Here is a 22,907-nt window from a genome sequence, read left to right as displayed (position 1 = left end):
AGCACAACTCACGTTCCGGGCGCATCCCGACGCGCCCTTCCCTGGAGGGTTCATGACCGTCACGACGCCGTCCCCCGTGGACGCCCTGCACGACCGCCTGCGCGAGCCGCTGCGCCACTTCATCGGTGGCGAGTGGGTGAGCGCGCAATCCGGCGATACCTTCGACTTTCACGCGCCCGGCGACAACCGCGTGCTGGGACGGGCCGCCAGCGGCGACGCCCGCGACATCGACCGCGCCGCGCAGGCCGCGCACGCCGCCTTTCCCGCCTGGAAAGCCCTGAGCGGCAAGAAACGCCGCGCGCTGCTGTACCGCGTGGCAGACCTGATCGAGGCCCGCGCGCACGACATCGCCGTCGCGGAGAGCACCGATACCGGGCAGCCCATCCGCTTCATGAAGAGCGCCGCCGTGCGCGCCGCCGAGAACTTCCGCTTCTTCGCCGACCGCGCCGAGGGCGCCCAGGACGGCCTGAGCCTCCCCACCGACGGCTTCCTGAACTACACCGTCCGCCAGCCCATCGGGCCGGTCGGCGTGATCACGCCCTGGAACACGCCGTTCATGCTGAGTTCCTGGAAGATCGCGCCCGCGCTGGCCGCCGGGTGCACCGTCGTGCACAAACCCGCCGAGTGGAGCCCCGTGACCGCCACGATCCTCGCGGAGATCATGCACGAGGCCGGCATTCCCGCCGGGGTGGTCAACCTCGTGCACGGCTTCGGCGAGACCGCCGGGAAGGCCCTGACCGAGCACCCCCTGATCAGGGCCATCGCGTTCATCGGCGAGAGCCGCACCGGCAGCCTCATCCAGAAGCAGGGCGCTGACACCCTCAAGCGCGTGCACCTCGAACTGGGCGGGAAGAACCCGGTCGTGGTGTTCGACGACGCCGACCTGAGTCGCGCGCTGGACGCCGCGATCTTCATGATCTACTCGCTGAACGGGCAGCGCTGCACGAGCTCCAGCCGCCTGCTCGTCCAGCGCGGCGTGCATGACGGGTTTGTCGAGCGGCTGGCCGCGCGCGTGGCGAACATCCGCGTGGGCGACCCCCTCGATCCCGCCACCGAGGTCGGCCCGCTGATCCACCCGGCGCAACTGGAGAAGGTCTGCTCGTACTTCGACGCGGCCCGCGCGGACGGTGCGACCATCCGGGTGGGCGGCGAACGCCTCGGCGACACCGGGAACTACGTGCGGCCCACCCTCTTCACGGACGCCCGCAACGACATGCGGATTGCCCAGGAGGAGATCTTCGGCCCGGTCCTGACCGTCATCCCCTTCGACACGGACGGGGACGCCCTGCGCCTCGCGAACGACGTGCCGTACGGCCTCGCGGCGTACCTGTGGACGAACGACCTGACCCGCGCGCACACCTTCGCGCACGGCCTGGACAGCGGCATGGTCTGGGTGAACAGCGAGAACGTCCGCCACCTGCCCACCCCCTTCGGCGGCATGAAGGCCAGCGGCATCGGCCGTGACGGCGGCGACTACTCCTTCGACTTCTACATGGAAACGAAGAACGTCGCCATCAACCTGAATGGGCACCGCGCCCAGCAGCTCGGGATGCCGGGGCAGGGGGAGTCGTGAGCGGGATCGCGCGCGCCTGGGAGCGCATCGAGGCGTGGTACGCCGCGCAGAACGCCGCCGACCGGCTGCTTCCCGGCGCGACCCCGGAACAGATCACCGCGCTCGAAGGATTCCTGGGATTCGCGTTGCCCGCCGAACTGAACGAGTCGCTGTTGCGCCACGACGGCAGCCAGGAGGGCGGGTGGCCGACCGGCACGCTGCTCGGCACGGCGGGCATCCAGTCCGAGGCGGACACGTGGCGCGACCTGCTGGGCAGAGGGATGTTCGCCGGGAACGCCGACCACGACGCCTCGGAAGGCCGCGACGAGATCCGGCGCGGCTGGTGGGCGCACGGCTGGATTCCGCTGGACGCCGACGGCGCGGGCAACGGCGCGGCCATCGACACCACCCCAGGTCCCGCCGGCCGGGCCGGGCAGGTCATCGACATGGACCACGAGGTCGGCCCCAGCGGCCCGCAGCACCCCACCCTGGCCGCGTACCTGCATGCCATCGCCGACCGGCTGGACGCCGGTGAACTCGTCATGGACGCGGGCGAACTGACCGAAGCGCCCGGCACCTGAACGCACACCCCCCACACCCCAAGGAGCACCGACATGGCCCGTACCGGACAGCAGTTCCTCGACCGCCTGCGCCACAACCCGCCCAACCTGTACATCGACGGGCAGCGGGTGGAGGACGCCACCACCCACCCCGCCACGCGCAACATCGCCCATTCGCTGGCCGGGCTGTACGACCTGCAACACGACCCCCGTTACCGTGACGTCCTGACCTTCGAGGAGAACGGCGAGCGCCACGCGACCGCGTTCATGGTGCCCCGCACCAGGGAGGACCTGCGCCGGATCGGCGAGGCGCACCGCATTCGCGCGAACTACTCGCTGGGCACGCTGGGCCGCGCGCCGGACTACATGAACACGAACGTCATGGCCGCCGGGATGGCGAGCGCGTACTTCGACGGGTGCGAGTCCAGCGGCGAGCCGGGCTCGGGCCGGAACTTCAGCGAGAACATGCGCCGCTACTTTGAGTACGTGCGCGACCACGACCTGTGCTTGACGCACGCCCTGACGAACCCGCAGGTGAACCGCAGCAAGCAGGCCAGCGAACTGCCCGACCCGTACATCGCCATGGGCATCGTCGAGGAAACTTCAGAGGGTGTGATCGTGCGCGGCGCGCGGATGCTCGCCACCCTCCCGATTGCAGACGAGATCCTGATCTTCCCGTCCACCGTCATCCGGGAGAACGGCGACCGTAGCCGCTACGCCATCGGCTTCGGGCTGCCCACGAACACGCCGGGCCTGTACTTCCAGTGCCGCGAACCCTTCGACCTGGGCCGCGACGTGGAAGACCACCCCCTGTCCAGCCGCTTCGACGAGCAGGACGCGTTCGTGATCTTCGACGACGTCCTCGTGCCGTGGGAGCGGGTGTTCCTGATGTACGACATGACCCTCGCCAACCAGGCCTACGCGAAGACCGACGCCGTGCTGCACATGGCTTACCAGGTCGTGAACCAGAAGGTCAGCAAGACCGAGGCGTTCCTGGGCCTCGCGCAGAGCATCGTGGACACCGTCGGCAGCGGGGGGTTCCAGCACGTGCAGAGCAAGGTCAGCGAGATCATCGTGACGCTGGAGATCATGAAGGCGCTGGAGGTGGCCGCCGTGGAAGGCGCGCAGCTCAACGCGTACGGCGTCATGACGCCCGCACGCGGCCCGCTGGACGCCGCGCGGAACTACTACCCGGCGATCTACCCGCGCCTGAACGAGATCATTCAGCTCCTCGGCGCCTCGGGGATCATCATGATGCCCGGCAAGGCCGACCGCGAGGGACCGCTGGGGCACTTCATCGAGAAGCACCTGCAGGCCACGAACGCCAGCGCCGAGGAGCGACTGAAACTCTTCCGCCTCGCGTGGGACCTGACCCTGAGCAGCTTCGGCGCGCGCCAGAACCTGTACGAGAAGCACTTCTTCGGCGACCCCATCCGCATGCACAGCGCCCTGTACGAGGTGTACGACAAGGGGCCGTACGTGCAGCGCATCCGCGAGTTCATCCACCAGCCTCAACCCAACCAGTCCAAAACCGTGGCGGCGGACTGACATGCAGACCCCGAACACCATCCGCATCGCGCACGGCATCTTCTACGTCACGGACCTCGCCGCCTCCCGGTACTTCTACGTGGACCTGCTGGGCCTGAACGTCCTGCACGAAACCGAGGGAGCTCTGTACCTGCGCGCCAACGAGGACCGCGAGTGGACGCTGAAACTCGAACTCGCGCCCGAGGCGGGCGTGAAGCACCTCGCGTACCGCGTGGGCACGGACGCCGACCTGGACGCCCTGACCGCCTTCCTGGAAGCGCAGGGCATCCCCTGGCGCTGGGAGACGGAACTCGACCGGCCGCGCCTGCTGCGCTTCCAGGACCCGTACGGCGTGCCCGTCGCGTTCTACGCACAGTCCGTCAGGTACCCCTGGCTGCTGCAGGACTACCACCTGCACCGCGGCGCGGGCCTGCAACGCATCGACCACATCAACGTCATGACGCCCGACGTGGAGGGCGTGATGCGCTGGTACATGGACCACCTGGGGTTCCGCCTCAGCGAATACACCGAGGACGACCACGGGCGCATCTGGGCCGCGTGGATCCAGCGCCGGGGCAGCGTCCACGACCTCGCCCTCACGAACGGCATGGGGCCGAGACTGCATCACTTCGCGTACTGGATGCCCGATATGCAGAGCATCATCCGCACCTGCGACATCCTCGCGGGCGCGCGCATGCCCGAGCGCATCGAACGCGGCCCCGGCCGCCACGGCGTCAGCAACGCCTTCTTCCTGTACATCCGCGACCCCGACGGGCACCGCATCGAGCTGTACACCTGCGACTACCTGACCGTCGACCCGGACTTCGAACCGATCCGCTGGCACCTCGACGACCCCCGCCGCCAGACCCTCTGGGGCGCCAAGACCCCCAGAAGCTGGTTCGAGGAAGGCTCCCTGCTCGAAGCCTACGAAGGCGGCTGGGTGCAGCCCCGCGAGAGCGACCTGAAAGGCCTGCCCGTCCACGTGATTTAAGTTGAGCTGGAAGAACCCCTCCGCCCCCTGAAGGGGGCACCTCTGCTCCGCAGCTCTACGAGTCCCCTAAGAGGGGAGGCTTGTCTCTACGCGGTTTGGCTCCCCTCTAAGGGGAGCTGGCCGCGAAGCGGACTGAGGGGTTCACCCACGACTCCGTTCCCAACCGAGGTTTCCAATGAAAACTGCGAATTTTATGGCCCGTGGCCGTCAGCACCGTGGCGTGCTCCGGGATGGCATGTTGATCGACGCGGCGGGTGAGGCGCACCACCCGGACGAGGTGCAGTTCCTGCTGCCGGTGAATCCCGGCAAGGTGATTGCGCTGGCGCTGAACTACGCGGATCACAACGCGGAACTGGGCTTCAAGACGCCGGAGGAGCCGGTGATGTTCCTGAAGCCGAACACGAGTCTGCTGCCGCACGGCGGCACCGTGGAGTACCCGCGCGGGGCGCAGTTCATGCACTACGAGGTGGAACTGGGCATCGTGATCGGCCGGGACGCGCGGCGCGTGAAGGCGAGGGACGCCGAAGCGTATATCGGCGGGTACACGATCGCGAACGATCTGGTGGTGCGCGATTACGTCAGCAACTATTACCGTCCGCCCATGCGCGCCAAGGGCTGGGATACCTTCGGGCCGCTGGGGCCGTACCTCGTGTCGGCGGACGAGGTGCCGGACCCGTACAACCTGGGCCTGCGCGCGTTCGTGAACGGGGAGCTGCGCCAGGAGGGCAACACGCGCGACATGATCCTGCGCGGGCCGGAACTGATCGAGTTCATGAGCCGCTTCATGACCCTGCAGGCGGGCGACGTGATCCTGACCGGCACGCCCAAAGGCGTGTCGCACGTGAAGCCGGGGGACGTGATGCGCCTGGAGATCGACGGGCTGGGCGCGCTGGAAAACGACGTGGCCTGGGAGTCGGAGGATGCCGAGCCGCTGATCGCGCAGGAAGGGCAGCGGATCTGATGCCGCACCTGACCGTCGAGTACACCGACAACCTGCCCAATGCGCGCGTGCCGGAGCTGCTGCGCGCCCTGAACGGGGTGCTGCTGGCCCGTCCGGACGTGTACCCGCCGGGCGGCCTCCGCGCCCGCGCGCACCGCCTGACGGAGTACGTGGTGGCCGAGGGCGAGCACGACGACGCGTTCGTGCATGTGATCCTGAAGATCGCCGCCGGGCGCAGCGAGGCCGTGAAGGCCGAGACGGGCGCGGCGCTGTTCGAGGTGCTCAAAAGCCACTTCGCAGCCGACTTCGACTCCCGCACCCTGGCCCTGTCGCTGGAGATCGCGGAGTTCAGCGAGGCGGGCACCTTCAAGCACAACAACATCCACGCCCGCTACCGCCAGGTGACGTCATGAGCGGCCTGACCGACGCGCAGGTGCAGGACGCCGCGCGCCGCCTGCACGCCGCCGAGCAGTCCCGCGTGCCCATGAGGCAGCTGTCCGGCCAGTACCCCGGCCTGACCATCGCCGATGCGTACCGCGTGCAGGACGCCTGGGTGAGCCACAAGCTCACGCAGGGCCGCCGCGTGATCGGGCACAAGATCGGCCTGACGTCGCGCGCCATGCAGCAGGCCGTGAACATCGACGAACCCGACTACGGCACCCTGCTGGACGACATGGTGTTCAGCGAGCTACAGCCCATCCCGTCCGGGCGCTTCATCGTGCCGCGCGTGGAGGTGGAACTCGCGTTCATCCTCGGGAAGGACCTGCGCGGGCCGAACGTGACCGTCATGGACGTGCTGGACGCCACGCGCTGGGTGGTGCCCGCCGCCGAGATCATTGACGCGCGCATCGAACGCGTGGACCGCGAGAGCGGCGCGACCCGGAAAGTGACGGACACCATCAGCGATAACGCCGCGAACGCCGGGATCGTGCTGGGCGGGCGGCCCGTGCGTCCGACCGACGTGGACCTGCGCTGGGTGGGCGCGCTGCTGTTCCGCAACGGCGTGATCGAGGAGACCGGCGTGGCGGCCGGCGTGCTGAACCACCCGGCGGAGGGCGTGGCGTGGCTGGCAAACCGCCTCGCCCCGCACGGCGTGACCCTGCGGGCGGGGGAGACGGTGCTGGCCGGTTCGTTCGTGCGCCCGGTGGATGCCTCGCCCGGTGACATCTTCCACGCGGATTACGGCCCGCTGGGCAGCGTCACCCTGAGGTTCGCGCGGTGAGTGGCCCGGACCTGCACAATCCCCTCAAGGCGGCCCTGGCGCGAGGGGAGTTCCAGCTGGGCCTGTGGCTGGCGCTGGCCGACCCGTACAGCGCCGAGATCATCGCCGGGGCGGGCTTCGACTGGCTGCTGATCGACGGCGAGCACGCCCCGAACGACGTGCGCAGCACCCTGTCCGTCTTGCAGGCGCTCGCCGCGTACCCCGTGACCCCCGTCGTGCGGCCCCCCGTCGGGCAGACGCACCTGCTCAAGCAGTACCTCGACCTGGGCGTGCAGACCCTGCTCGTCCCCATGGTGGAGAGTGGCGCGCAGGCCCGCGACCTCGTCGCCGCGACCCGCTACCCGCCGCGCGGCGTGCGGGGCGTGGGCAGCGCGATTGCCCGTGCCTCGCGCTGGAATGCCGTGCCGGACTACCTGCACCGCGCCGACGATCAGGTGTGCCTGCTCGTGCAGGTCGAGAGTGCCGCCGGACTGGCCGCGCTGGACGACATCCTGGCCGTCAAGGGCGTGGACGGCGTGTTCGTCGGCCCCGCCGACCTGAGCGCCAGCCTGGGCCACCTCGGGAACCCCGCGCATCCGGACGTGCAGGGCGCCATTGTGGACGCCGTGACCCGCACCCGCGCGGCGGGGAAGGCGGCGGGCATCCTCTGCACCGAGGCTCAGGTGCCGCACTACCGCGCCTCAGGCTGCACCTTCATCGCGGCGGGCGTGGACACCACCCTGCTCGCCCGCGCCGCCCGTGACCTCGCCGGGCGATTCCAGACGGACACCGGCCAGGACGTGTACTGATACGGACTCCGATTGAAGGGGCTGCAAAGACCCTTCAATCCGAGCGGATGCGAGTGGGAGCAGGGCGGGTTCCGGGCGTGGAGTTGGCAACCCGGCGATGTTCCGGGTTGTCAGCGAAACAGACGGAATCCGTATGACTGTGACGCGAGGGAGGGGAGGAGTGACCTGAATCGGCCCTCCTCCCCTCCCTGATCCGCCGTGGTCAGAGTCCGGGTTTGCTGCGGCGGACGTTGTAGCTCTGGCTGGCGGCGCGTTTGCGAGCCAGGCGTTCGTCGGTGGCGAAGTCCTGGTCGAGGCTCAGGAGTTCGTCCACGTCGCTCTGCAGCCCGTCGATGTGCAGGGCGCTCAGTCGCTGGCTCTCGCGGGTCAGGGCGGCGCGGGACATGTGGAGGTCCCCGGCGGCGGCGTACGCGACGGCCTGTTCGCGCACGCGGGCGGCGCGCAGGCGTTCGGCGGCCAGGGCGACGCGGGGATCGTCGGGCAGCGCGGCGTACGCATCGGCGTTCAGGACCGGGAGGGTCAGCTGCGCGCGCAGGGTCTGCCGGACGCCCTGCCGGTCGTTCCAGGCGAGGCGCACGCGGGTCACGCCGGTCGCGGGCGCGGCATCCTGCGCGGGGATATGCAGGGTCAGGACCACTTCGAGCGGCTGTCCGGCCTTCAGGTTCGGGAGTTGCCAGCGGCCGTACGAATTGCGGGGCAGGTCGTTCAGCACGTCGCAGCGCAGGCTGCCGAGCGCCGGGTTGGGTTCGATGCCCAGGCTGACGGTCTGCCCGGTGGTGCGGGTCAGGCCCTGCAACTCGGCGCTGAAGAACGCGGGGAGGCCTTCCTCGTTCTCGATGTGTTCGTAGTTGCCGTCCCCGGCGTCGGCCATGGCCTGCAGCAGCGTCTCGTCGTAGTGGCGGCCCAGGCCGACGGTGCTGGTGCTGACGCCGCGCGCGGTGAGGCCCCGGACGTGCTGCGCGATCACGTCGGTGCGGGTCTCGCCGGCGTTCGCCTGCCCGTCGCTGAGGATCAGGACGCGGTTGAGGGCCTGCGGGTCGAGGTGCTGTGCGGTCAGCATGGCGCCCTCCAGCCAGCCGCCGTACAGGTTGGTGCTGCCCCGGTCCGTGACGCGTTCCACGGCGCGGCACAGCGTCTCGGGGTCAGTGACGTGCTGCGGCGCGATCACGGTGTCGATGGAGTCGTCGAACGCGACGACACTGACGCGGTCGTGGGGTTGCATCAGGCGGATGGCGGCCTGCGCGGCGCGGCGGGCCATCTCGATGGGCTGGCCGCTCATGGAGCCGCTGCGGTCGATCACAAACGACAGGTTCAGCGGGGGCCGCGTGGCGTTGCCGCTGGGGGCCGGTGCCGGGTGGACGCGCAGCAGGACGGTCAGTTCGCTGTTCTGGCCGGCGGGAAGGGCGGCGCGCAGGGGCAGCAGTTCGAGGGTCGGTGTCTGGGGGGAGTAGGTCATGGCGGGCTCCTGTGGTGCGTAGGGGGGTGGACCGGCCGGTCAGGGTCGGGGGACGGGTCGGACTGGGTGGAACTGAATCCAGTCTGACTCTGACAATCCAAATTGTCAACAGTCTGTATTGGTTACGTTTCCTTTCCTGTCCCTGCTCGCAGTGTCACCCGCCTACACGTCATCCACTGACGCGCCGCGCTGCCGCTCCTGCACGTCACGCAGTGACTCGCGCACCTCGTCCAGCAACTCCGCCCAGGCCGCCTCGTCCCGCGGCCAGCGGAACTGCTCGCCCACCAGCACCTCCAGTCCACGGCGCACCAGCACCTGTGAGCGCATCTGCACCGCCCGCGCCGCCCGCCGGTCCGGAACCACCTGCGCCGGGGACGACAGGCCCACCGCCTCGCCCGTCATGCCGGCCCGCAACTTCCGCAGGTAATCCAGCGCCACCGCTCCCTGAACAGGGGCGGGCGCTCGAACTCCCAGAATCACGGCCTCCTGCGGCGCCGCCTGGGCGCCCCACTGCGCCAGTTGCTCCAGATCCGCCTCCGACCGTCCCGACAGCGCCCCGAACAGCGCCTTGCCACTCAGGCCGTCCGCCATCAGGCGGCGCAGCGCCAGCAGGTGCAGCAGGTGCCGGCGGTCATATCGCGCCTCGCGACCCTCCCGGCGCGGCGCCGGCACCAGCCCCGAGGTCGTGTAATGCCGCACGAGCCGCGCGTTCACCTCGTCCTTCGGGCGACCCGCGCGGTCCTCCGGCAGCAGGCGTGACAACCACACGTTCGCCTCCATGACGAACTCGTCGATGCCCCCCACCCAGTCCTGCGCAATCGCCAGCATCCCCCCACACTACCAGCGGCCCCACATCACTGACAACGCAGAGTGACAACGTCAGCGAGTGGCGGAACGATCTACCGGACCAGTCCGGGGATTCCGGTCTGCCAGCATTGCTGCCGCTTCGTACGGACTCCGATTGAATGGGCTGCAAAGCCCGTTCAACCCGAGCGAAGCGAGTGGGAGAGAGACGGGTTCCGGACGTGAAGCTGACAAGCCGGCGATGTTCCGGGTTGTCGGCGAAACAAACGGAATCCGTATCAGGCGTCCGGCAGTCCTGACGCGGCCGTAATGAGGAGGGAGGTAATGAGAGATTTCTCCCGTTGTCAGCCTAGTAAAATGGACTAATTCACAGGAAATCAGCTGAAGTCGATAATTTCTCATCTGCGTCCACAAATGAGGCAACATCTCTTCAGCGGACGGTCCATACTCCGCGACATGTGGGCACACACTTCTAATTTTCCCTCTCTCTGCGGGGATCGCCTGTGAACCTGATGCGGACAGCCGTTCTGTCAGCGGCTCTGTTGAGTGGCGCAGCGGCCCAGGGGTCCGGGAAGGCAGAGCTTGACCGCAACAGTGTCACCCCAAGCGCCGAACGTCTGTTGCAACAGGTTCAGGAGGCCGTCACGACAGCCGGTGGTGACCTGGAACGGTCCCAGGTGAACTGGGTCATCGCCTTCAGCACCGGACACTACAAAGCCGATCCGCTGGGCGCACAGGCGGCGCGTGAACTCGCCACGCAGTTCGTGCAGCGCGCCGCTGTGCAGGGTGATCAGGTCACGGCCCGCGCCTGGGAGATGGACATCTGGGAGTACCGCAACCCCAGTGGCCTGACCCAGATCATCGGGAATGATGCCCAGGCCGACCTGGAGCGTACTGCCAAGCTGTGGCCTACCACGCCGGCCGTGGGCAGCGTGGGGGGGCACGACACCGAACGCGTGGCTGCGACCCTGACCCGCGAGTTCGAGGGCACGCCGGGCACCGTGCTGATCCTCCTGACGAACACGGCTGCCAGTGTCGGCGCCGCCGGCATCCGCGTGATGGGGACCAACGCGCCGGAATACCAGGAGGTGCTGACGAACTGGACCCGCGTGGCCGGCACACAGGACGGCGCGAGCCTGAACCTGCCCTACGTGATCACCACGCCTTCCCGTCAGATTCAGGGACAGATGCAGGCGGTGGTCTTCGTGCCCAAGACATTCACCGGAACCCCCCTGACGGCCGGGACCCGCACGGAGCAACGCGCTGGTGCTCAGGCCCCCGCACAATCTTCCGGTGGCGGCGGAGCCAACCCGGCGGGACTGCTGGTCGCGCTGCTGGTTCTGGGCGGCGCTGGGTTCGCGGCCTGGAAGCTGATAGGCAAGGGCGGTGGTTCGGGAAGCGGGTCGGTGCGGATCGGAAGCAGCAGCTTCAGCGTGCGCGACATGCCCGCCGGGCGGCCCTTCTGCGTGATCGCCGGGGCCGGATACGCCGCCGAGGACGACATGCCGGTCGTGCCGGTCGCCGGACTGCCCCCCGTACCCGTCGCGCAGATCACGCGGGTGGGCAAGGACTACCGCGTGCGCGGCGTACACGACGACATCCGTCTGAGCAGCGTGGGCGGGCGGGTCGTGGCGGGAGACAGCGCCACCGTCACGCTGCGCCCGGAAACGCCGGACGCACCGCTGGAATTCACGGGCGAGGTGCGCGGTCCCGGCGGCGTTCCCAAGGAAATCACTCGCAGCGTCGTGATGTCGCTGGATGGAGACAACTGATGAACCTAGCAACCTTCTTCGGGCCGGTCGTTCCTCTCTTCACGCAGGTGAACTTCTGGGTCACGGTCGCTGTGACCATGCTCCTGTGGTACGGCGTGGCCGTGGGACTGGCCCACATTCTGTTCGGCGCGGGGGGCCGCACGCCGGTCGATTCGGCCAAGCAGGGCATGGGCCTCGCACTTGTGCTGCTGTTCGCCGCTCTGGCCTGCGCCGCGTACTTCCTGTTCAAACCGGCGGACCTGATGTACATGATCGCCGTCAGCGTGACCTTCCTGCTGCTCACGCTGCTCGTCTCGGCCGTCTTTACCCGCATGGGAGTGGAACGCTAAATGGCAGACAACATGAGAGTCTTCAAGACCCTGGTCATCGGACTGGGCAGCACCGGCACGGAAATCCTCGAAGCACTGGCCGACCGCATCGACTGGGAGGTCGGCGGACTGGGCCGCGCCCCCTGGGTGGAATTCCTGGCGGTCGAGACCGACGTGGCCAAACCCAACCGCTTCAACGGGACCGACGATTTCAAGACGCTGGGCGTCCCGGCCACCTCCTGGCGGGACATGATTGAGCGTCCGGAACTGTACGACAGCAGCATCGCCCTGCGCACCTGGGCGGACCTGGAAACGCTCAAGCAGCTGCCGGCGCAGAGCATCGACTCCGGCGCAGGGCACATCCGCATGGTGGGCCGACTGGCGCTGCTGTACCCGCCGAACTACAACGAGATGAAAAACGCCATCTCGCAGCGGGTCGCGCGCCTGCGCAGCCTGACTGAGGCGCAGGCGAAATCGGCGCTGAATGCCAACAACGCCGGGCTGGAAGCGAACGTGCAGTTCGCCGTGAACGCCGCGAGCGGCCAGACCGGCGTGCGCGTGATCGTGGTCGGCACCCTGTGCGGCGGCACGTGCAGCGGCACCGCCAGCGACATGGGCATCCTGCTGCGCACCATCCTCGACGACGAGGAAAAGACGCTGGGCATGTTCACGCTGCCGCACCCGGACCTGGGCATCGCGCAGAAACCCGACGCGGAAATCTGGAAGACCAACGCCTATCACGCGCTGGCCGAACTGAACCAGTACCACCTGCACACCGACACCGAGCGCTACAAAAGCATCAAGTTCCCGGACAAGCCCGAGGGCACCCAGGTCCTGCCGAACGACGCCATGCCGTACGACCTGGTGTACCTGCTGCGTCCCAGCAGCACGGAAGGCAACGACCTGGCCCGCCTGTCGAACGCCATCGCGGACCGCATGTTCCTGAATGTGTTCGTGCCGGAAACCGACCCGATGGCGTACATGGTGAACGCCGGGCCGGTCACGGTGCAGCAGGGCCGCGCCTTCGCGTTCTCGACGTTCGGCCTGTCCACCATCGAGTACCCCATGCGCCGCATCCTGGAAGCCCTGAAGTACCGCACGCTGGTGCACGCCGTGGACCGCTGGAAGGACCGCAAGTTCGAGGGGAACGTCAGTGACGACCTCGACGCGCTGGGGCTGACCATCCCGGCGCTGACCGAGACGCTGCTGATGGACGAATCCGGCGCCAGCATCCGCGCCAGCCTGGACGCCAAGAAGAACGAGATCATGCGCGCCGTCCGCACCGGTAAGCCCGAGGCGGCCCGCCGCGCCCTGGATGAACTACGTCTCGCCTTCGGCAAGGAGCGGGGCGATGGGCTGCGCGGACTTGTCCACGAGACCGTGAACGAGAACCGCCGCCGCGCGGCCGACAGCATCATGGGGAACGTGCGCGGCATGGTCGGCTCGCGCCTGCTGGACTACGACAGCGGCCCGAACGTGCTGCTGGAAATCATGCAGGCCGCGCAACCCCGCCTGGGTGAATTGCGTGGCTGGGAGCCCGGCGAGGGCAAGGCCAGCGGCGCCAACGGCGTCCTCGACCAGCTGGACGCGATCCGCACGAACACCCTGCTGGGCATGTTCTTCCTGAAGGGCAAGGCCAGCAAGCAGCTGCTGCCGGCCCTGAGCCGCGCGCTGGACGACGAACTGAAATCCCGCGTGAACCAGAAGGTCCGTGAAGCCCTGCAGGACCGTGGCAGCGGTCAGAGGGCCGAGGCCGGCACCCTCACGCTGATCGACGAGGAGACGCAGAAGATCGCCCGCCGCCTGATGAGCCTGCGCAAGCGCCTGACCAACCAGGCGGACCGCTGGCGCGAGGCGCGGGCGAAGCTGGAGAACGACACGCCCAACGTGAACGGCCTGTCGCTGTTCGAGCCGTCCCCGCACGGCACGGTCGACAAGGAGGAGGAACTCGCGACCGACGAGCGCGGCAAGGAAACCCACGCCTCGCGCCTGATCCAGTCGTGGCAGGCCCTGACGCGCGGCGTCATGCCCGGCGTAAATGACCCGGACTGGTTGCTGGGTCCCTGGGCGATCGGGCAGGATAACTTCGAGCGGGCGCAGCTGAACGCGCTCGAGCAGATGGCGCTCGAACCCTTCGAGGCGTCGCTGCGCAGCGGCGGCAAGGACGTCGTGAAACGCCTGTACGATCAGCGCAGCCCCAGCTTCGACCCGAACAGTCAGGCCATGCACGCCGCCACGCAGGCGCAACTGTTCCTGCAGCTGAACCAGCCGCTCGGACAGGTGGACCCCATGAGCCCGCTGCCCCGGCGCAAGCTGCTGGTCGGAATGAACATGACCACCAATTTCCGGCAGGCCGTGCAGCCCTGGGTGAACAAGGAACCGGCCGCCAAGGAAGTCACGGGGGTCGATCCGTACCGTGTGGTCATGCTCGAGGAGTGGTACCGCTTCGCGCTGCGCGGCGCGGACGACGTGCGCACCCTGTCGTTCAGCCAGCCCAAGCGTTTCAGCAACTACTTCACCCGCAAGCGCAGCGACATCGACTGGACGCCCATCAACGACCGCGAGATCAAGCAGCTCGAGGACGCCGAGCAACTGGTCTTCCTGTCGGCGCTTCACGGCGTGACCCGCCTGGACGCCGGGCACCTCGTCATGGACTGGCCCATGCAACCCGGTGAGGCCGACGAACCCGAACGCCGGGTCCGTCGCCTGCCCGGCAAGTTCGGGAAGGCCGCCCGCAAGCTCGCCTTCGAGTCGAAGGACAGCTCCAGGCCGCCCCTGAGCCTCACGAACGCTTCCTCACTGATGCACAGCGAGATCACGGCCCGCATGAAACACATCGTCGGCGCGGCCGACTCGCAGGCCGAGGGCCGCCAGGCCTACGTGAAATGGCTGCACCAGCAGCTCAAGCAGGGGCAGGCCCGCGCGGTCGAGGACTGGAACGACGCGACAGCCCGCGCCGCGCTGATGCGGCACCTGACCGCCGACGACGGCCTCCGTCAGGCGCTGCTGGAAACCTTCCCGCCCGACACCAACATGATCAACGGTCTGTACATGAACAAGGGTGAGGCGCTGCCACGCGGACTGAGCGCACCGGAAGACGGCTACTACTGTCAGGTGTGTGGTGGTCCCGTCGGGGCCACGCGCGAGGAAGTCATCCAGAACGGTCTGCTGTGCAGTTACCACCCGGAAGGCGAGAACCACCCCTTCGGCCGGCCGTACAGCCCGCTGGGAGTCTGAGCCGTGGAACTGATCGACGCTCTGTTCAAGTTACGCCCGGAAGGATGGTTCACCCTGGTGGTGTTCATGCTGCCCATGCTGGCGTACTTCGCCCGCGCACTGAACCGCGCTGCCAGCACCCGCCGGGCCGAACTGATCCGCCTGAACCTGGTGCGCCAGAAGATCAGCGCGGCGCTCGATAACGAGGACCCACCCGAATCCGACGAGGTGGCCGAGGACGCCCTGGCGGCCGTGAAGGACTTCCCGGCAAGCAGCGCGGTCCGTCAGGCGGTCGTGGCCGTGACCCGCGCGCGCGGGCTGGCCACGCCGGACGTGCAGGCGGCCTCGGCGGCGGTCGTGACGGTCAGTCAGTCGGACCTCGCGGCGGCCCGCAACATTCCCAACCTGCTGATGCTGGCCGGGCTGCTGGGCACGGTGTTCGGGCTGGCCGGATCGATCAGCAGCCTGAGCGGCCCGATCCGCAACGCCGCGCGGGCCACCGAGCCGGGTGAACTGGCGAATGCACTGGGCAACACCATGAGCGTCATGCAGGGCGCGTTCGGCGCGAGCCTGTGGGGCATCCTGCTGAGCCTGGGAACCGGCGTCGTGTACACCCTGGCGTCCCGCACGCAGGAGGCCTTCCAGGATCAGCTGACCGCGTTCGTGCACGCCGAACTGGTCCCCGCGACCTTCCCCAGGGCGATCACCTCGCAGATGGAACGCATGGGCCGCTACCTGCGGGACGCCGGGAACAGCTTCCAGGACATTCACAAACGCCTTCAGGAAGTGGCGGGCCAGCTGGAAACCGTACTGGGACAGGCCGGCGACACGCTGGGCCAGAGCCTGACGCAACTGGCCGCCACCAGCACGCAGATCGAGACGGTGTTCGGCAGCATGGACGAGTCGGTGCGGCAGCTCACGGCCGGACTGAACCAGGGCGTCAGTGATCTGGTGCAGGCGCAGGAGGGCGCGGCCACCTCGCTGCGCAGCAGCAGCCACGAGATCACGGGGCAGCTCAGCGCCCAGGCGACCAGCATCTCGCGCCTTCAGGAGACCGTCACGGCCGAGACCACCCGCCTGCTCGAACGGGTCAGTACCGTCGGCGACGCCCTGAGCCGCGCCAGCGGGAAGTTCGAGAAGGCCGGAGAGGTCTTCCAGACCGAGCAGAGCAACTACGCCGCCCGCTTGGACAGCAACTTCGAGCAGTTGACGCGCACGCTGGGCCGCGCGCCCGTCAGCGGGGACTGAGCGTGACCTCCCGTCTACAGGCCGACACCAACCCCTACATCGCCTTCAGTGACCTGACGCTGAACTTGGTGTTCGTGCTGATCTTCTTCCTGGGTGGCATCCTGGCCGTCGGTCAGGCCGGGTGGGAACAGGTCCGGTACCGCAACGCCCAGGAGAAGGTCGTGCAGGCCGTCCGGGCCGCGCCCCTCAAGGTGCGCCCGCTGCTGCTGTCGCCCGCGCAGCGCAACGACCCGCCGGGCGCGCAACGCTGGGTGTTCCGCTCGCAGGGCATGTTCCAGGGCAACACCGCGAAGCTCAGCCCGGCCGGGCAGGCGGCGCTGGTGGCGTTCGCGCGCGTGCTGCGGGCCGAGCAGGTCAGCTGGAAACGCGTGCGGATCGAAGGGCACACCCAGACGTCCAGGCCGAACACGCCGGAACGCTGGGACCTGTCCGCCGTCCGGGCCAGCGCGGTCGCTGAAGTGTTCTACCTGCGGGGCGGCATCAGTCCCAACCGGCTGGCCATCGCCGCGCGCGGCGGGCAGACCTCCTACGCCGGCGTGAAGTTCGACCCGCGTAACGAACGGGTCGAGATTGTCGTCGAATACGCCCAGAAGAGTGCGCCCTGAGCATGGCGACCCAGACCCTTCTGGAGGAGGCGGCGCTCCCGACGACCAGCCCGCAGCGGCTGAGCCTGCTGGCCTCCGACAGTGACCCACAGGTGCGGGCTCAGGCCCGCGGGCACCCGCAGTGCCCACCCCGCATCCTGAGCCTGCTGGAACTCGCCGAGACAAGCCCGGAGCTGTTGACACCCGGTCACCTGGAGTTGCTGGCCACGCTGGGACCTGCCGCTCAGGAACTCGCGGCGCGCCACCCCCATACGCCGGACCAGACGCTGGTGGCGCTGGGAATGCGTGGGCTGATGCCCGTCATCCTGAAAACGCAGGTCAGCCGCACCGAGCAGTGGTTCATGCAGCGCGCCCAGCAGGACTTCACGCTGGCGCAGTATCTCGCCCAGGACCGCTCGGTGCCGTGGAATCTGCGGCGATCGGCGCGCCGTACGTACCGGGCCGCTGCGGCCACGCCCCTGCCAGCCGCCGCTCCGGCGGACGGGTTCATTCCGGACGGCGTGGCCGTCCCTGCAGACTCGGTACGGGAGAAACTCAGGCGCCGCCGGGAACCCATCGAGTTGACGCTGGAGGAATCGTTGCTGATCGAGAACGACGTGCGGTTGCAAAGGCTCGCGGCGCGGCATCCATTCCTTCCGGTCGAACTGCTGGTGTGGCTTGATCAACGTTCTCCTCACGGGCAGGCCCGCGAGACGTTGTTGAACCGGCTGGCCACGCATGACCTGCCGGCGAAGACGCTGCTGCAGTTCTCGCGCGAGGGGGACTGGGAGGAGCGCGCGGCCGTGGCGCGCAACCCGGCGTTGCCCGGTCCCGGGCGCGAGCGGCTTCGCCGTGACGCGGACTGGTGGGTGCGGGCCGCCGTGGCGGAGAACCCGCACGCGACACCGCAGGACCTGCTGTGGCTGGCGCAGGACGCGGAGCACGTCACGATCCGCGAGGGCGTGGCGGCCCACCCGAACACGCCCGGCGAGCTCCTGACCCGGCTGGCCACGGACGGTGAACGCGCTGTGCGTCTGCAGGTGGCGCGCAATCCCAGTGCGCCCCCGGAGGCACTGGAAGCCCTGGTCGGTGACGAGGGCTTCATGGTTCGCGAGGCGGTGGCCGCGCACGCCCTGTGCCCGCCGGACATCCTGACCCGTCTGGCGGCCGACCCGAACGAGCGGGTCAACTTCGTGGCGCGCCTGCGCACCGGACCGATCAGCGAGACGGCAGCGACGGCGGCGCTCGCCACCCGGCGGCGGCAGGTGAAACTGGCGCTCAGCGCCACTCCGGGAACGCCCCGCCCGGCCGTGGAGCAGCTTGCACGCGACCGCAACCCGCAGGTGCGCGCCCAGATCGCGCTGCATCCGCAGTTGCCGGACGGCACGCGGCGGCACCTGACCAGTGACCCGGTCGCGGCGGTCAGCCTGATCGCGCGGGCGCTTGACGACGAGACGCCGCCGGACCAGCTGGCGTTCCTGCCCCGCCACGACGCGCGGGTGCGTCAGGCCCTGAGTCGCAACCGGCAGGCGCCGGAACCCGTGCTGGACGACCTGAGCGAGGACCCTCTGATGGACGTGCGGCTGAACGTGGTGCTGAACCCGGCGGCGCCCGGCACGGCCCTGAAACGCCGACTGGTGGATCAGCCGCTGCGGCCGGACATTCGCCGCCACCCGCGGTACCAGGGTGAGGTGCAAGACCACCTGCATGGGCTGGAGTACGCCGAGGCCAATCAGCCGGACGCCACGCCGGACGCGCTGCGCCTGCTGGCCCAGAGTGACGCGGGGAAGGTGCGGCGTCGGGTGGCGCGCCACGCGAACACGGCCGACGATACGCTGCTGCTGCTCGCCGAGGACAGTGACACCGAGATCCGCCGCGCCCTCCTGAAGCGCAAGCAGGAACTCCCGTACGCCCTGCAACGCCGACTGGCCGACGACGCCCTGCCAGACATCCGCTCGCAGTTGATTCTGCGTCCGGAACTGACGGCGCCCGTCTTGCTGCACCTGGCGTCCCGCGCCGACGAGGACGAGGGGCAACTGGTCGCGCTGGCCCGTCATCCCGGCGTGACCCCCGAGGTCCTGACGGCCCTGGCCCGCCACACGCAGAGCGGAGCGCGCCGCGCCGCCGCCGAGCACCCCCTGACGCCCACGCTCCTGCTGGTGCAACTCGTGAACGACCCGCAGGATCACGTGCAGCGCGGCGTGCTGCGCAATCCCGCGTGCCCGCCGGAAGCGCTGCTCGCCCTGATCCGTCATCCGCGACTGCACCTGTCCATCGCGCAGCACCCGCTGGCCGACGGGAAGGTGCTCGAAGCGCTCGTCTACGACGCGGCGTACGACCGCTACATTCGCACGGAGCGCTGGTTGAAGAGCACGCCCCTGTGGAAGACCGCGCCAGTGGAACGCTGGCGGGGCTGGGTGACCAGCCGGGCGTCACAGCGGGCGTTCGCCCAGCGGAACGTCTTCCTGGCCGTCATTGAACACGAACGGGTGACCCTCCGGGCGCTGCGGTTCATCAGTCGGCTGAACCACCCGGACATCAACCCGGCCATTCACAGGCGCCGCCAGCAACTGCTGGGCGGGCCTTCCAGCGAGGTTTCATCATGACGCAAGCACTCACGGCCGGGGACCGCGTGGCCGAGCGGTACACGGTGCAGTCCCTGCTCCGGGATTCCCCGCACGAGCGCCTGTACCGCGCCGTGACCGACTGGGGCGAGTCGGTTCTGCTGACCACCTTCGACCCGCCTCATGCGGATTCTCCGACAGGCGCGCGCGTCCGGCAGGCCTTCATGCGTCACGCGCGGCTGATGGCGCAGGTGCAGCACCCGGCGGCGCCGCGCGTGATGGACCTGCATGACGCCCCGGAACGGCAGGTGGTGGTGGTCGGTGACCGCCTGCACCGCACACTGCGCTCCCTGACGCGGAACCAGCCCCTGCGGCCGGACACGGCCAGGGACCTGGCGGTCACGTTGTTTCAAGCTCTGGCCGCCGCACACACGCAGGCCCTGCTGCATGCCCGCCTCTCGCCCGACAGCGTGTGGTTCGATGCCCAGGGGCAGGTCCTGCTGGGAGATTTTGCACTGGCCGCCCGAGCCCTTCAGGAACTGCAGCAGGGAGCCGGACCCGACCCGCGGTATGCGGCGCCGGAACTGTTGGCCGGCGCGCCTTTCAGCCCGCAGTCGGACGTGTACGCCCTGGCGGCCACGCTCCACGAGGCGGTCAGCGGAGTGGCCTGCCCGTCAGCGTCGGCGCGGGGGCAGGGCGTTCCCCTGCCGCCCCTGCCGGTGGACACGCCGGCAGGACTGCGAGCGGCGCTGGGCGAGGCGCTGCAGCTGGAGGCTTCTCGGCGCTGCGTGAGTGCCAGCGAGGTCCTGGAAATTCTGGGTCGGGCCGCTCCTGTGTCGGCGGAACCCGCTCTGGCTGAACCCCGACCGGCTGCGCCGGAAAGTCCGCCCGCACCTGCTCCCGAGCGGACTGTGCCGGCTGCGAGGACGGCGCCTCACTCTGCAGGCGCTGGCCGGCGCCCCGTGCATCGCCGCGCGCCCATGATCGCTGGGCTGGTCGTGGGTGCGTTGCTGCTGGGTGCCGCGCTCAGACTCGCCCTGCCCTCAACCGCACAGACAGCCGTAACCGCAGATGGTACCGCCACTGTCTCACAGGCGACCGCCATGTCCGCAGCGGAAACGGACGCACTGGGCGGGGCGGCGCAGGCTGCCTCTACCGGGGCGCAGACCTCGGCCGTGAACGGTGAGGTCGCGGCGTCCGTACAACAGAACGTCAACGTGGTCAATACGACTGTCCTGAACGTGCGGGCCTCGGCGGACAGCGACGGGCAGGTCATCACGAAGCTCTCGCGCGGTGACGCCGTGGCGGTCCTGGAAGATCAGGGAGAGTGGCTGCGCATTCTCGAGGTTCAGAGTGGACAGAGTGGCTGGGTGAAGGCTTCCCTGACGTTGCCGCTCCGGAGTGACGATGAAACCCGCGCGCTCGTGGCCGCGCTCGAAGGTGGCGGTGAGGTGGTGCTGCCTGACGGCGCATACCGGCTGGCCGGCCCAGTCACGATCTCCGCGCCTCTGACGCTGCGTGGTGCCGGGATGAAGGCGACCGTTCTGTTCAGTGCTGCGCCCGAGGACACCCTGATCCTGACGGACACCCAGGTGAGGATCACCGACCTCAGTGTCGCGCACGTGGGAGCGCTGCCGGCCCGGACCATCCGGCAGGACGGCGGCCAACTCAGTCTGGAACGCGTGATGATCGCCGGAGCCGTTCGGGATGACGATCTCAGCGAGTACGGGAGCGGCCTGTGGGTACAGCAACAGGCCGAGGCCACCGTGAGCGCCTCGGTCTTCACCGCCAATACGTTTGGCATCTATGTGAGTGACAGCAGTACTGCAGACGTGACGACCAGCACGTTCAGTGGAAACCGGGATGGCGGCCTGCTGTTCCGGGATGCCAGTACAGGCGTGGTCACGCGGAACACGATTGAGGCGACCGGCGCGCATGGCATCCATGTGACCGGAGAGGCCACGCCCGACGTCACGTTCAACCGGATCCGGGCAAACCAGGGACGCGGTGTCACGGTGTACGGGCAGGCCTCGCCGACCGTCCAGGGAAACACCATCGAGGACAACACATTGCAGGGCGTGGGGGTGCAGGACAGTGCCACCCCGACACTGCAGGGCAACACCATTCAGGGCAACCGCCAGAGTGGTGTCACGTACTTCGACAACGCCGCGGGTGAAGCGAGTGGAAATACCGTGCAGGGCAACCGCACCGCTGGGTTCCGCGTGATGAACTACGCCCGCCCGACCCTGGAAGGGAACACCATCGACCGTAACCGGGAAAACGGATTGGCGTACAGCGAATACGCGGCCGGACAGGCGCGTAACAACACCATCACGGGTAGCGGGAATCCCGGTATTGCCGCGTGGGGGGACGCCCAGCCGGAACTGACCGGCAATACCGTCACTGCCGGAAAGCAGAGCGGCGTGGTTCTGGCTGAACGTAGCGCAGGTGTCCTGAGGGGTAACCAGATCAGTGCGAACGCACTCTACGGCCTGATCGTCACGGGGAATGCCACGCCTGAAGTCAGTGAGAACACCCTGACGGAGAACGGCAGCGGGGGGATCTTCTACAAGCAGAATGCAGGGGGCAGCGGCTACGGCAACTCCTGCTACGGCAACCGGGGGCCGGACCTCAGCGCAGATCTGGCTGCTGACAGCGCAGGTCCTGACTTCGTGCAGGGGGACTGCGCGCTCTACTGAGGAACGCACGCGGATGGTCTGTACCGACCCACCCCCTGTCATGCAATCTCTGACACGGACTCCGATTGAATAGCGTGCAAAGCCCATTCGATGCGAGCGAAGCGACTCGTAGAGCTGCTCCGCAGAGTAGGAGCCACACGGGGTCCGGATTGCCGGCTTCACGTCCGGAACCCGTGTGAAAGTGCTGCAAAGTCCCTTCTGTACGGGCGAGGCGACTCGTGGAGCTGCCCTGCAGACTGAAAGCAGAAGCGGGCTGCCGGGTGCGGAGTGGCAGAGTCGGCGACGTTCTGGGTTACCGGCGAAACAGACGGCACTCCGTATCAGGCTTGACAGTCTGGGCCGGGGCGGGTACCTTTTAGGGCCTGTTTACAGCCCTTGCCGGGCCGTGAGCAGGAATCCTTCGGCCGATCCCTTCCTTCTGGAAGGTCAGCTGGTTCGGGGACGCGACTGGTGAACGAGAGTGACCCTGCGCTCCAGATGCTCAAGAAGGATGAGTCGGGTGTTGACAAGATTTTAGAAAGCGCCTATACTCACTGAGTTGCTGAAGGAGATCCGGAAGCAACGAAGGAGCCTCCAAGCTCCGCGAAGCATGACAACGAGAGATACTTGAGATGCAAAGGCCAGCTCGACAGGGCTGGGCGAGCGGAACACCACCCCGGTGTTCTCCAGATTCGTG

The 22,907-nt window shown here is 68.5% G+C and carries 17 protein-coding genes; 15 read left to right on the top strand and 2 right to left on the bottom strand.

Annotation, left to right across the window (positions count from 1 at the left end):
- The first annotated feature begins 52 nt into the window (after window positions 1-52).
- From hpaE to hpaI, 8 genes are all read left to right on the top strand, one after another.
- Window positions 53-1,573 carry a 5-carboxymethyl-2-hydroxymuconate semialdehyde dehydrogenase gene (gene hpaE / locus CBQ26_RS01515; RefSeq protein ID WP_088246849.1) on the top strand — a complete coding sequence of 507 codons (1,521 nt, stop codon included), beginning with the start codon at window positions 53-55 and terminating at the stop codon, window positions 1,571-1,573.
- Window positions 1,570-2,133: an SMI1/KNR4 family protein gene (locus CBQ26_RS01510; protein ID WP_088246848.1), complete on the top strand. Its 564-nt coding sequence runs from the start codon at window positions 1,570-1,572 to the stop codon at window positions 2,131-2,133. Before hpaE ends, CBQ26_RS01510 begins: the two co-directional genes overlap by 4 nt.
- A 33-nt stretch (window positions 2,134-2,166) precedes the next feature.
- Window positions 2,167-3,660: a 4-hydroxyphenylacetate 3-monooxygenase, oxygenase component gene (hpaB, locus tag CBQ26_RS01505; protein WP_088246847.1), complete on the top strand. Its 1,494-nt coding sequence runs from the start codon at window positions 2,167-2,169 to the stop codon at window positions 3,658-3,660.
- 1 nt (window position 3,661) lies between these two features.
- On the top strand, window positions 3,662-4,630 hold the full coding sequence (gene hpaD, locus CBQ26_RS01500; RefSeq protein WP_088246846.1) for a 3,4-dihydroxyphenylacetate 2,3-dioxygenase: 969 nt from the start codon (window positions 3,662-3,664) through the stop codon (window positions 4,628-4,630).
- A gap of 175 nt (window positions 4,631-4,805) precedes the next feature.
- A complete protein-coding gene (locus CBQ26_RS01495) occupies window positions 4,806-5,591 on the top strand; it encodes a fumarylacetoacetate hydrolase family protein (RefSeq protein ID WP_088246845.1) in 786 nt (261 codons plus the stop codon).
- Window positions 5,591-5,983, top strand: coding sequence for a 5-carboxymethyl-2-hydroxymuconate Delta-isomerase (locus CBQ26_RS01490; RefSeq protein WP_088246844.1), 393 nt, complete (start codon window positions 5,591-5,593; stop codon window positions 5,981-5,983). The genes CBQ26_RS01495 and CBQ26_RS01490 overlap by 1 nt, the downstream gene beginning before the upstream one ends.
- On the top strand, window positions 5,980-6,792 hold the full coding sequence (gene hpaH, locus CBQ26_RS01485) for a 2-oxo-hept-4-ene-1,7-dioate hydratase (protein ID WP_088246843.1): 813 nt from the start codon (window positions 5,980-5,982) through the stop codon (window positions 6,790-6,792). Before CBQ26_RS01490 ends, hpaH begins: the two co-directional genes overlap by 4 nt.
- Entirely contained in the window at window positions 6,789-7,580 is a 792-nt protein-coding gene (hpaI, locus tag CBQ26_RS01480; RefSeq protein ID WP_088246842.1) for a 4-hydroxy-2-oxoheptanedioate aldolase, read from the top strand. The genes hpaH and hpaI overlap by 4 nt, the downstream gene beginning before the upstream one ends.
- Before the next feature lie 202 nt (window positions 7,581-7,782).
- Here hpaI and CBQ26_RS01475 read toward each other — a convergent pair whose 3' ends face one another.
- Together CBQ26_RS01475 and CBQ26_RS22180 are read right to left on the bottom strand one after the other, a co-directional pair.
- A complete protein-coding gene (locus CBQ26_RS01475; protein ID WP_088246841.1) occupies window positions 7,783-9,036 on the bottom strand; it encodes a vWA domain-containing protein in 1,254 nt (417 codons plus the stop codon).
- Window positions 9,037-9,198: 162 nt separating this feature from the next.
- Window positions 9,199-9,864 (bottom strand): MerR family transcriptional regulator, encoded by a 666-nt coding sequence (locus CBQ26_RS22180; protein ID WP_088246840.1) that lies wholly within the window; start codon window positions 9,862-9,864, stop codon window positions 9,199-9,201.
- Window positions 9,865-10,460: 596 nt separating this feature from the next.
- On the opposite strand from CBQ26_RS22180, the gene CBQ26_RS01465 reads away from it, so the two are divergent.
- Genes CBQ26_RS01465 through CBQ26_RS01435 form a run of 7 tightly spaced genes read left to right on the top strand, consistent with a single transcriptional unit; the run spans window position 10,461 to window position 22,231 of the window.
- Window positions 10,461-11,612 (top strand): hypothetical protein, encoded by a 1,152-nt coding sequence (locus CBQ26_RS01465; RefSeq protein ID WP_088246839.1) that lies wholly within the window; start codon window positions 10,461-10,463, stop codon window positions 11,610-11,612.
- The gene (locus CBQ26_RS01460; RefSeq protein WP_088246838.1) at window positions 11,612-11,941 is read left to right on the top strand and encodes a hypothetical protein; all 330 of its coding nucleotides are present in this window, start codon (window positions 11,612-11,614) and stop codon (window positions 11,939-11,941) included. Before CBQ26_RS01465 ends, CBQ26_RS01460 begins: the two co-directional genes overlap by 1 nt.
- Entirely contained in the window at window positions 11,942-15,157 is a 3,216-nt protein-coding gene (locus CBQ26_RS01455; protein ID WP_088246837.1) for a tubulin-like doman-containing protein, read from the top strand. It begins immediately after the preceding gene.
- A gap of 3 nt (window positions 15,158-15,160) precedes the next feature.
- Entirely contained in the window at window positions 15,161-16,384 is a 1,224-nt protein-coding gene (locus CBQ26_RS01450; protein ID WP_088246836.1) for a hypothetical protein, read from the top strand.
- Window positions 16,385-16,386: 2 nt separating this feature from the next.
- Window positions 16,387-16,989: an OmpA/MotB family protein gene (locus tag CBQ26_RS01445; protein WP_088246835.1), complete on the top strand. Its 603-nt coding sequence runs from the start codon at window positions 16,387-16,389 to the stop codon at window positions 16,987-16,989.
- Between the two features lie 2 nt (window positions 16,990-16,991).
- Complete coding sequence (locus tag CBQ26_RS01440; RefSeq protein WP_088246834.1) at window positions 16,992-19,574, top strand: hypothetical protein; 2,583 nt, start codon at window positions 16,992-16,994, stop codon at window positions 19,572-19,574.
- Window positions 19,571-22,231, top strand: coding sequence for a right-handed parallel beta-helix repeat-containing protein (locus CBQ26_RS01435; protein ID WP_088246833.1), 2,661 nt, complete (start codon window positions 19,571-19,573; stop codon window positions 22,229-22,231). Before CBQ26_RS01440 ends, CBQ26_RS01435 begins: the two co-directional genes overlap by 4 nt.
- Window positions 22,232-22,907 lie beyond the last annotated feature (676 nt).

This window comes from Deinococcus indicus, assembly GCF_002198095.1.
Classification (GTDB): domain Bacteria; phylum Deinococcota; class Deinococci; order Deinococcales; family Deinococcaceae; genus Deinococcus; species Deinococcus caeni.
Note: the sequence above shows the minus strand (reverse complement) of the source record. Positions and strands in the feature narration are given on the sequence as shown.

Bases quoted from the DNA above. Each gene is read 5' to 3' on its own strand.
- hpaE (WP_088246849.1), top strand. From the start codon at position 53: ATGACCGTCACGACGCCGTCCCCCGTGGACGCCCTGCACGACCGCCTG.
- hpaB (WP_088246847.1), top strand. From the start codon at position 2,167: ATGGCCCGTACCGGACAGCAGTTCCTCGACCGCCTGCGCCACAACCCG.
- hpaD (WP_088246846.1), top strand. From the start codon at position 3,662: ATGCAGACCCCGAACACCATCCGCATCGCGCACGGCATCTTCTACGTC.
- CBQ26_RS01495 (WP_088246845.1), top strand. From the start codon at position 4,806: ATGAAAACTGCGAATTTTATGGCCCGTGGCCGTCAGCACCGTGGCGTG.
- CBQ26_RS01490 (WP_088246844.1), top strand. From the start codon at position 5,591: ATGCCGCACCTGACCGTCGAGTACACCGACAACCTGCCCAATGCGCGC.
- hpaH (WP_088246843.1), top strand. From the start codon at position 5,980: ATGAGCGGCCTGACCGACGCGCAGGTGCAGGACGCCGCGCGCCGCCTG.
- CBQ26_RS01475 (WP_088246841.1), bottom strand. From the start codon at position 9,036: ATGACCTACTCCCCCCAGACACCGACCCTCGAACTGCTGCCCCTGCGC.
- CBQ26_RS22180 (WP_088246840.1), bottom strand. From the start codon at position 9,864: ATGCTGGCGATTGCGCAGGACTGGGTGGGGGGCATCGACGAGTTCGTC.
- CBQ26_RS01460 (WP_088246838.1), top strand. From the start codon at position 11,612: ATGAACCTAGCAACCTTCTTCGGGCCGGTCGTTCCTCTCTTCACGCAG.
- CBQ26_RS01455 (WP_088246837.1), top strand. From the start codon at position 11,942: ATGGCAGACAACATGAGAGTCTTCAAGACCCTGGTCATCGGACTGGGC.
- CBQ26_RS01440 (WP_088246834.1), top strand. From the start codon at position 16,992: ATGGCGACCCAGACCCTTCTGGAGGAGGCGGCGCTCCCGACGACCAGC.
- CBQ26_RS01435 (WP_088246833.1), top strand. From the start codon at position 19,571: ATGACGCAAGCACTCACGGCCGGGGACCGCGTGGCCGAGCGGTACACG.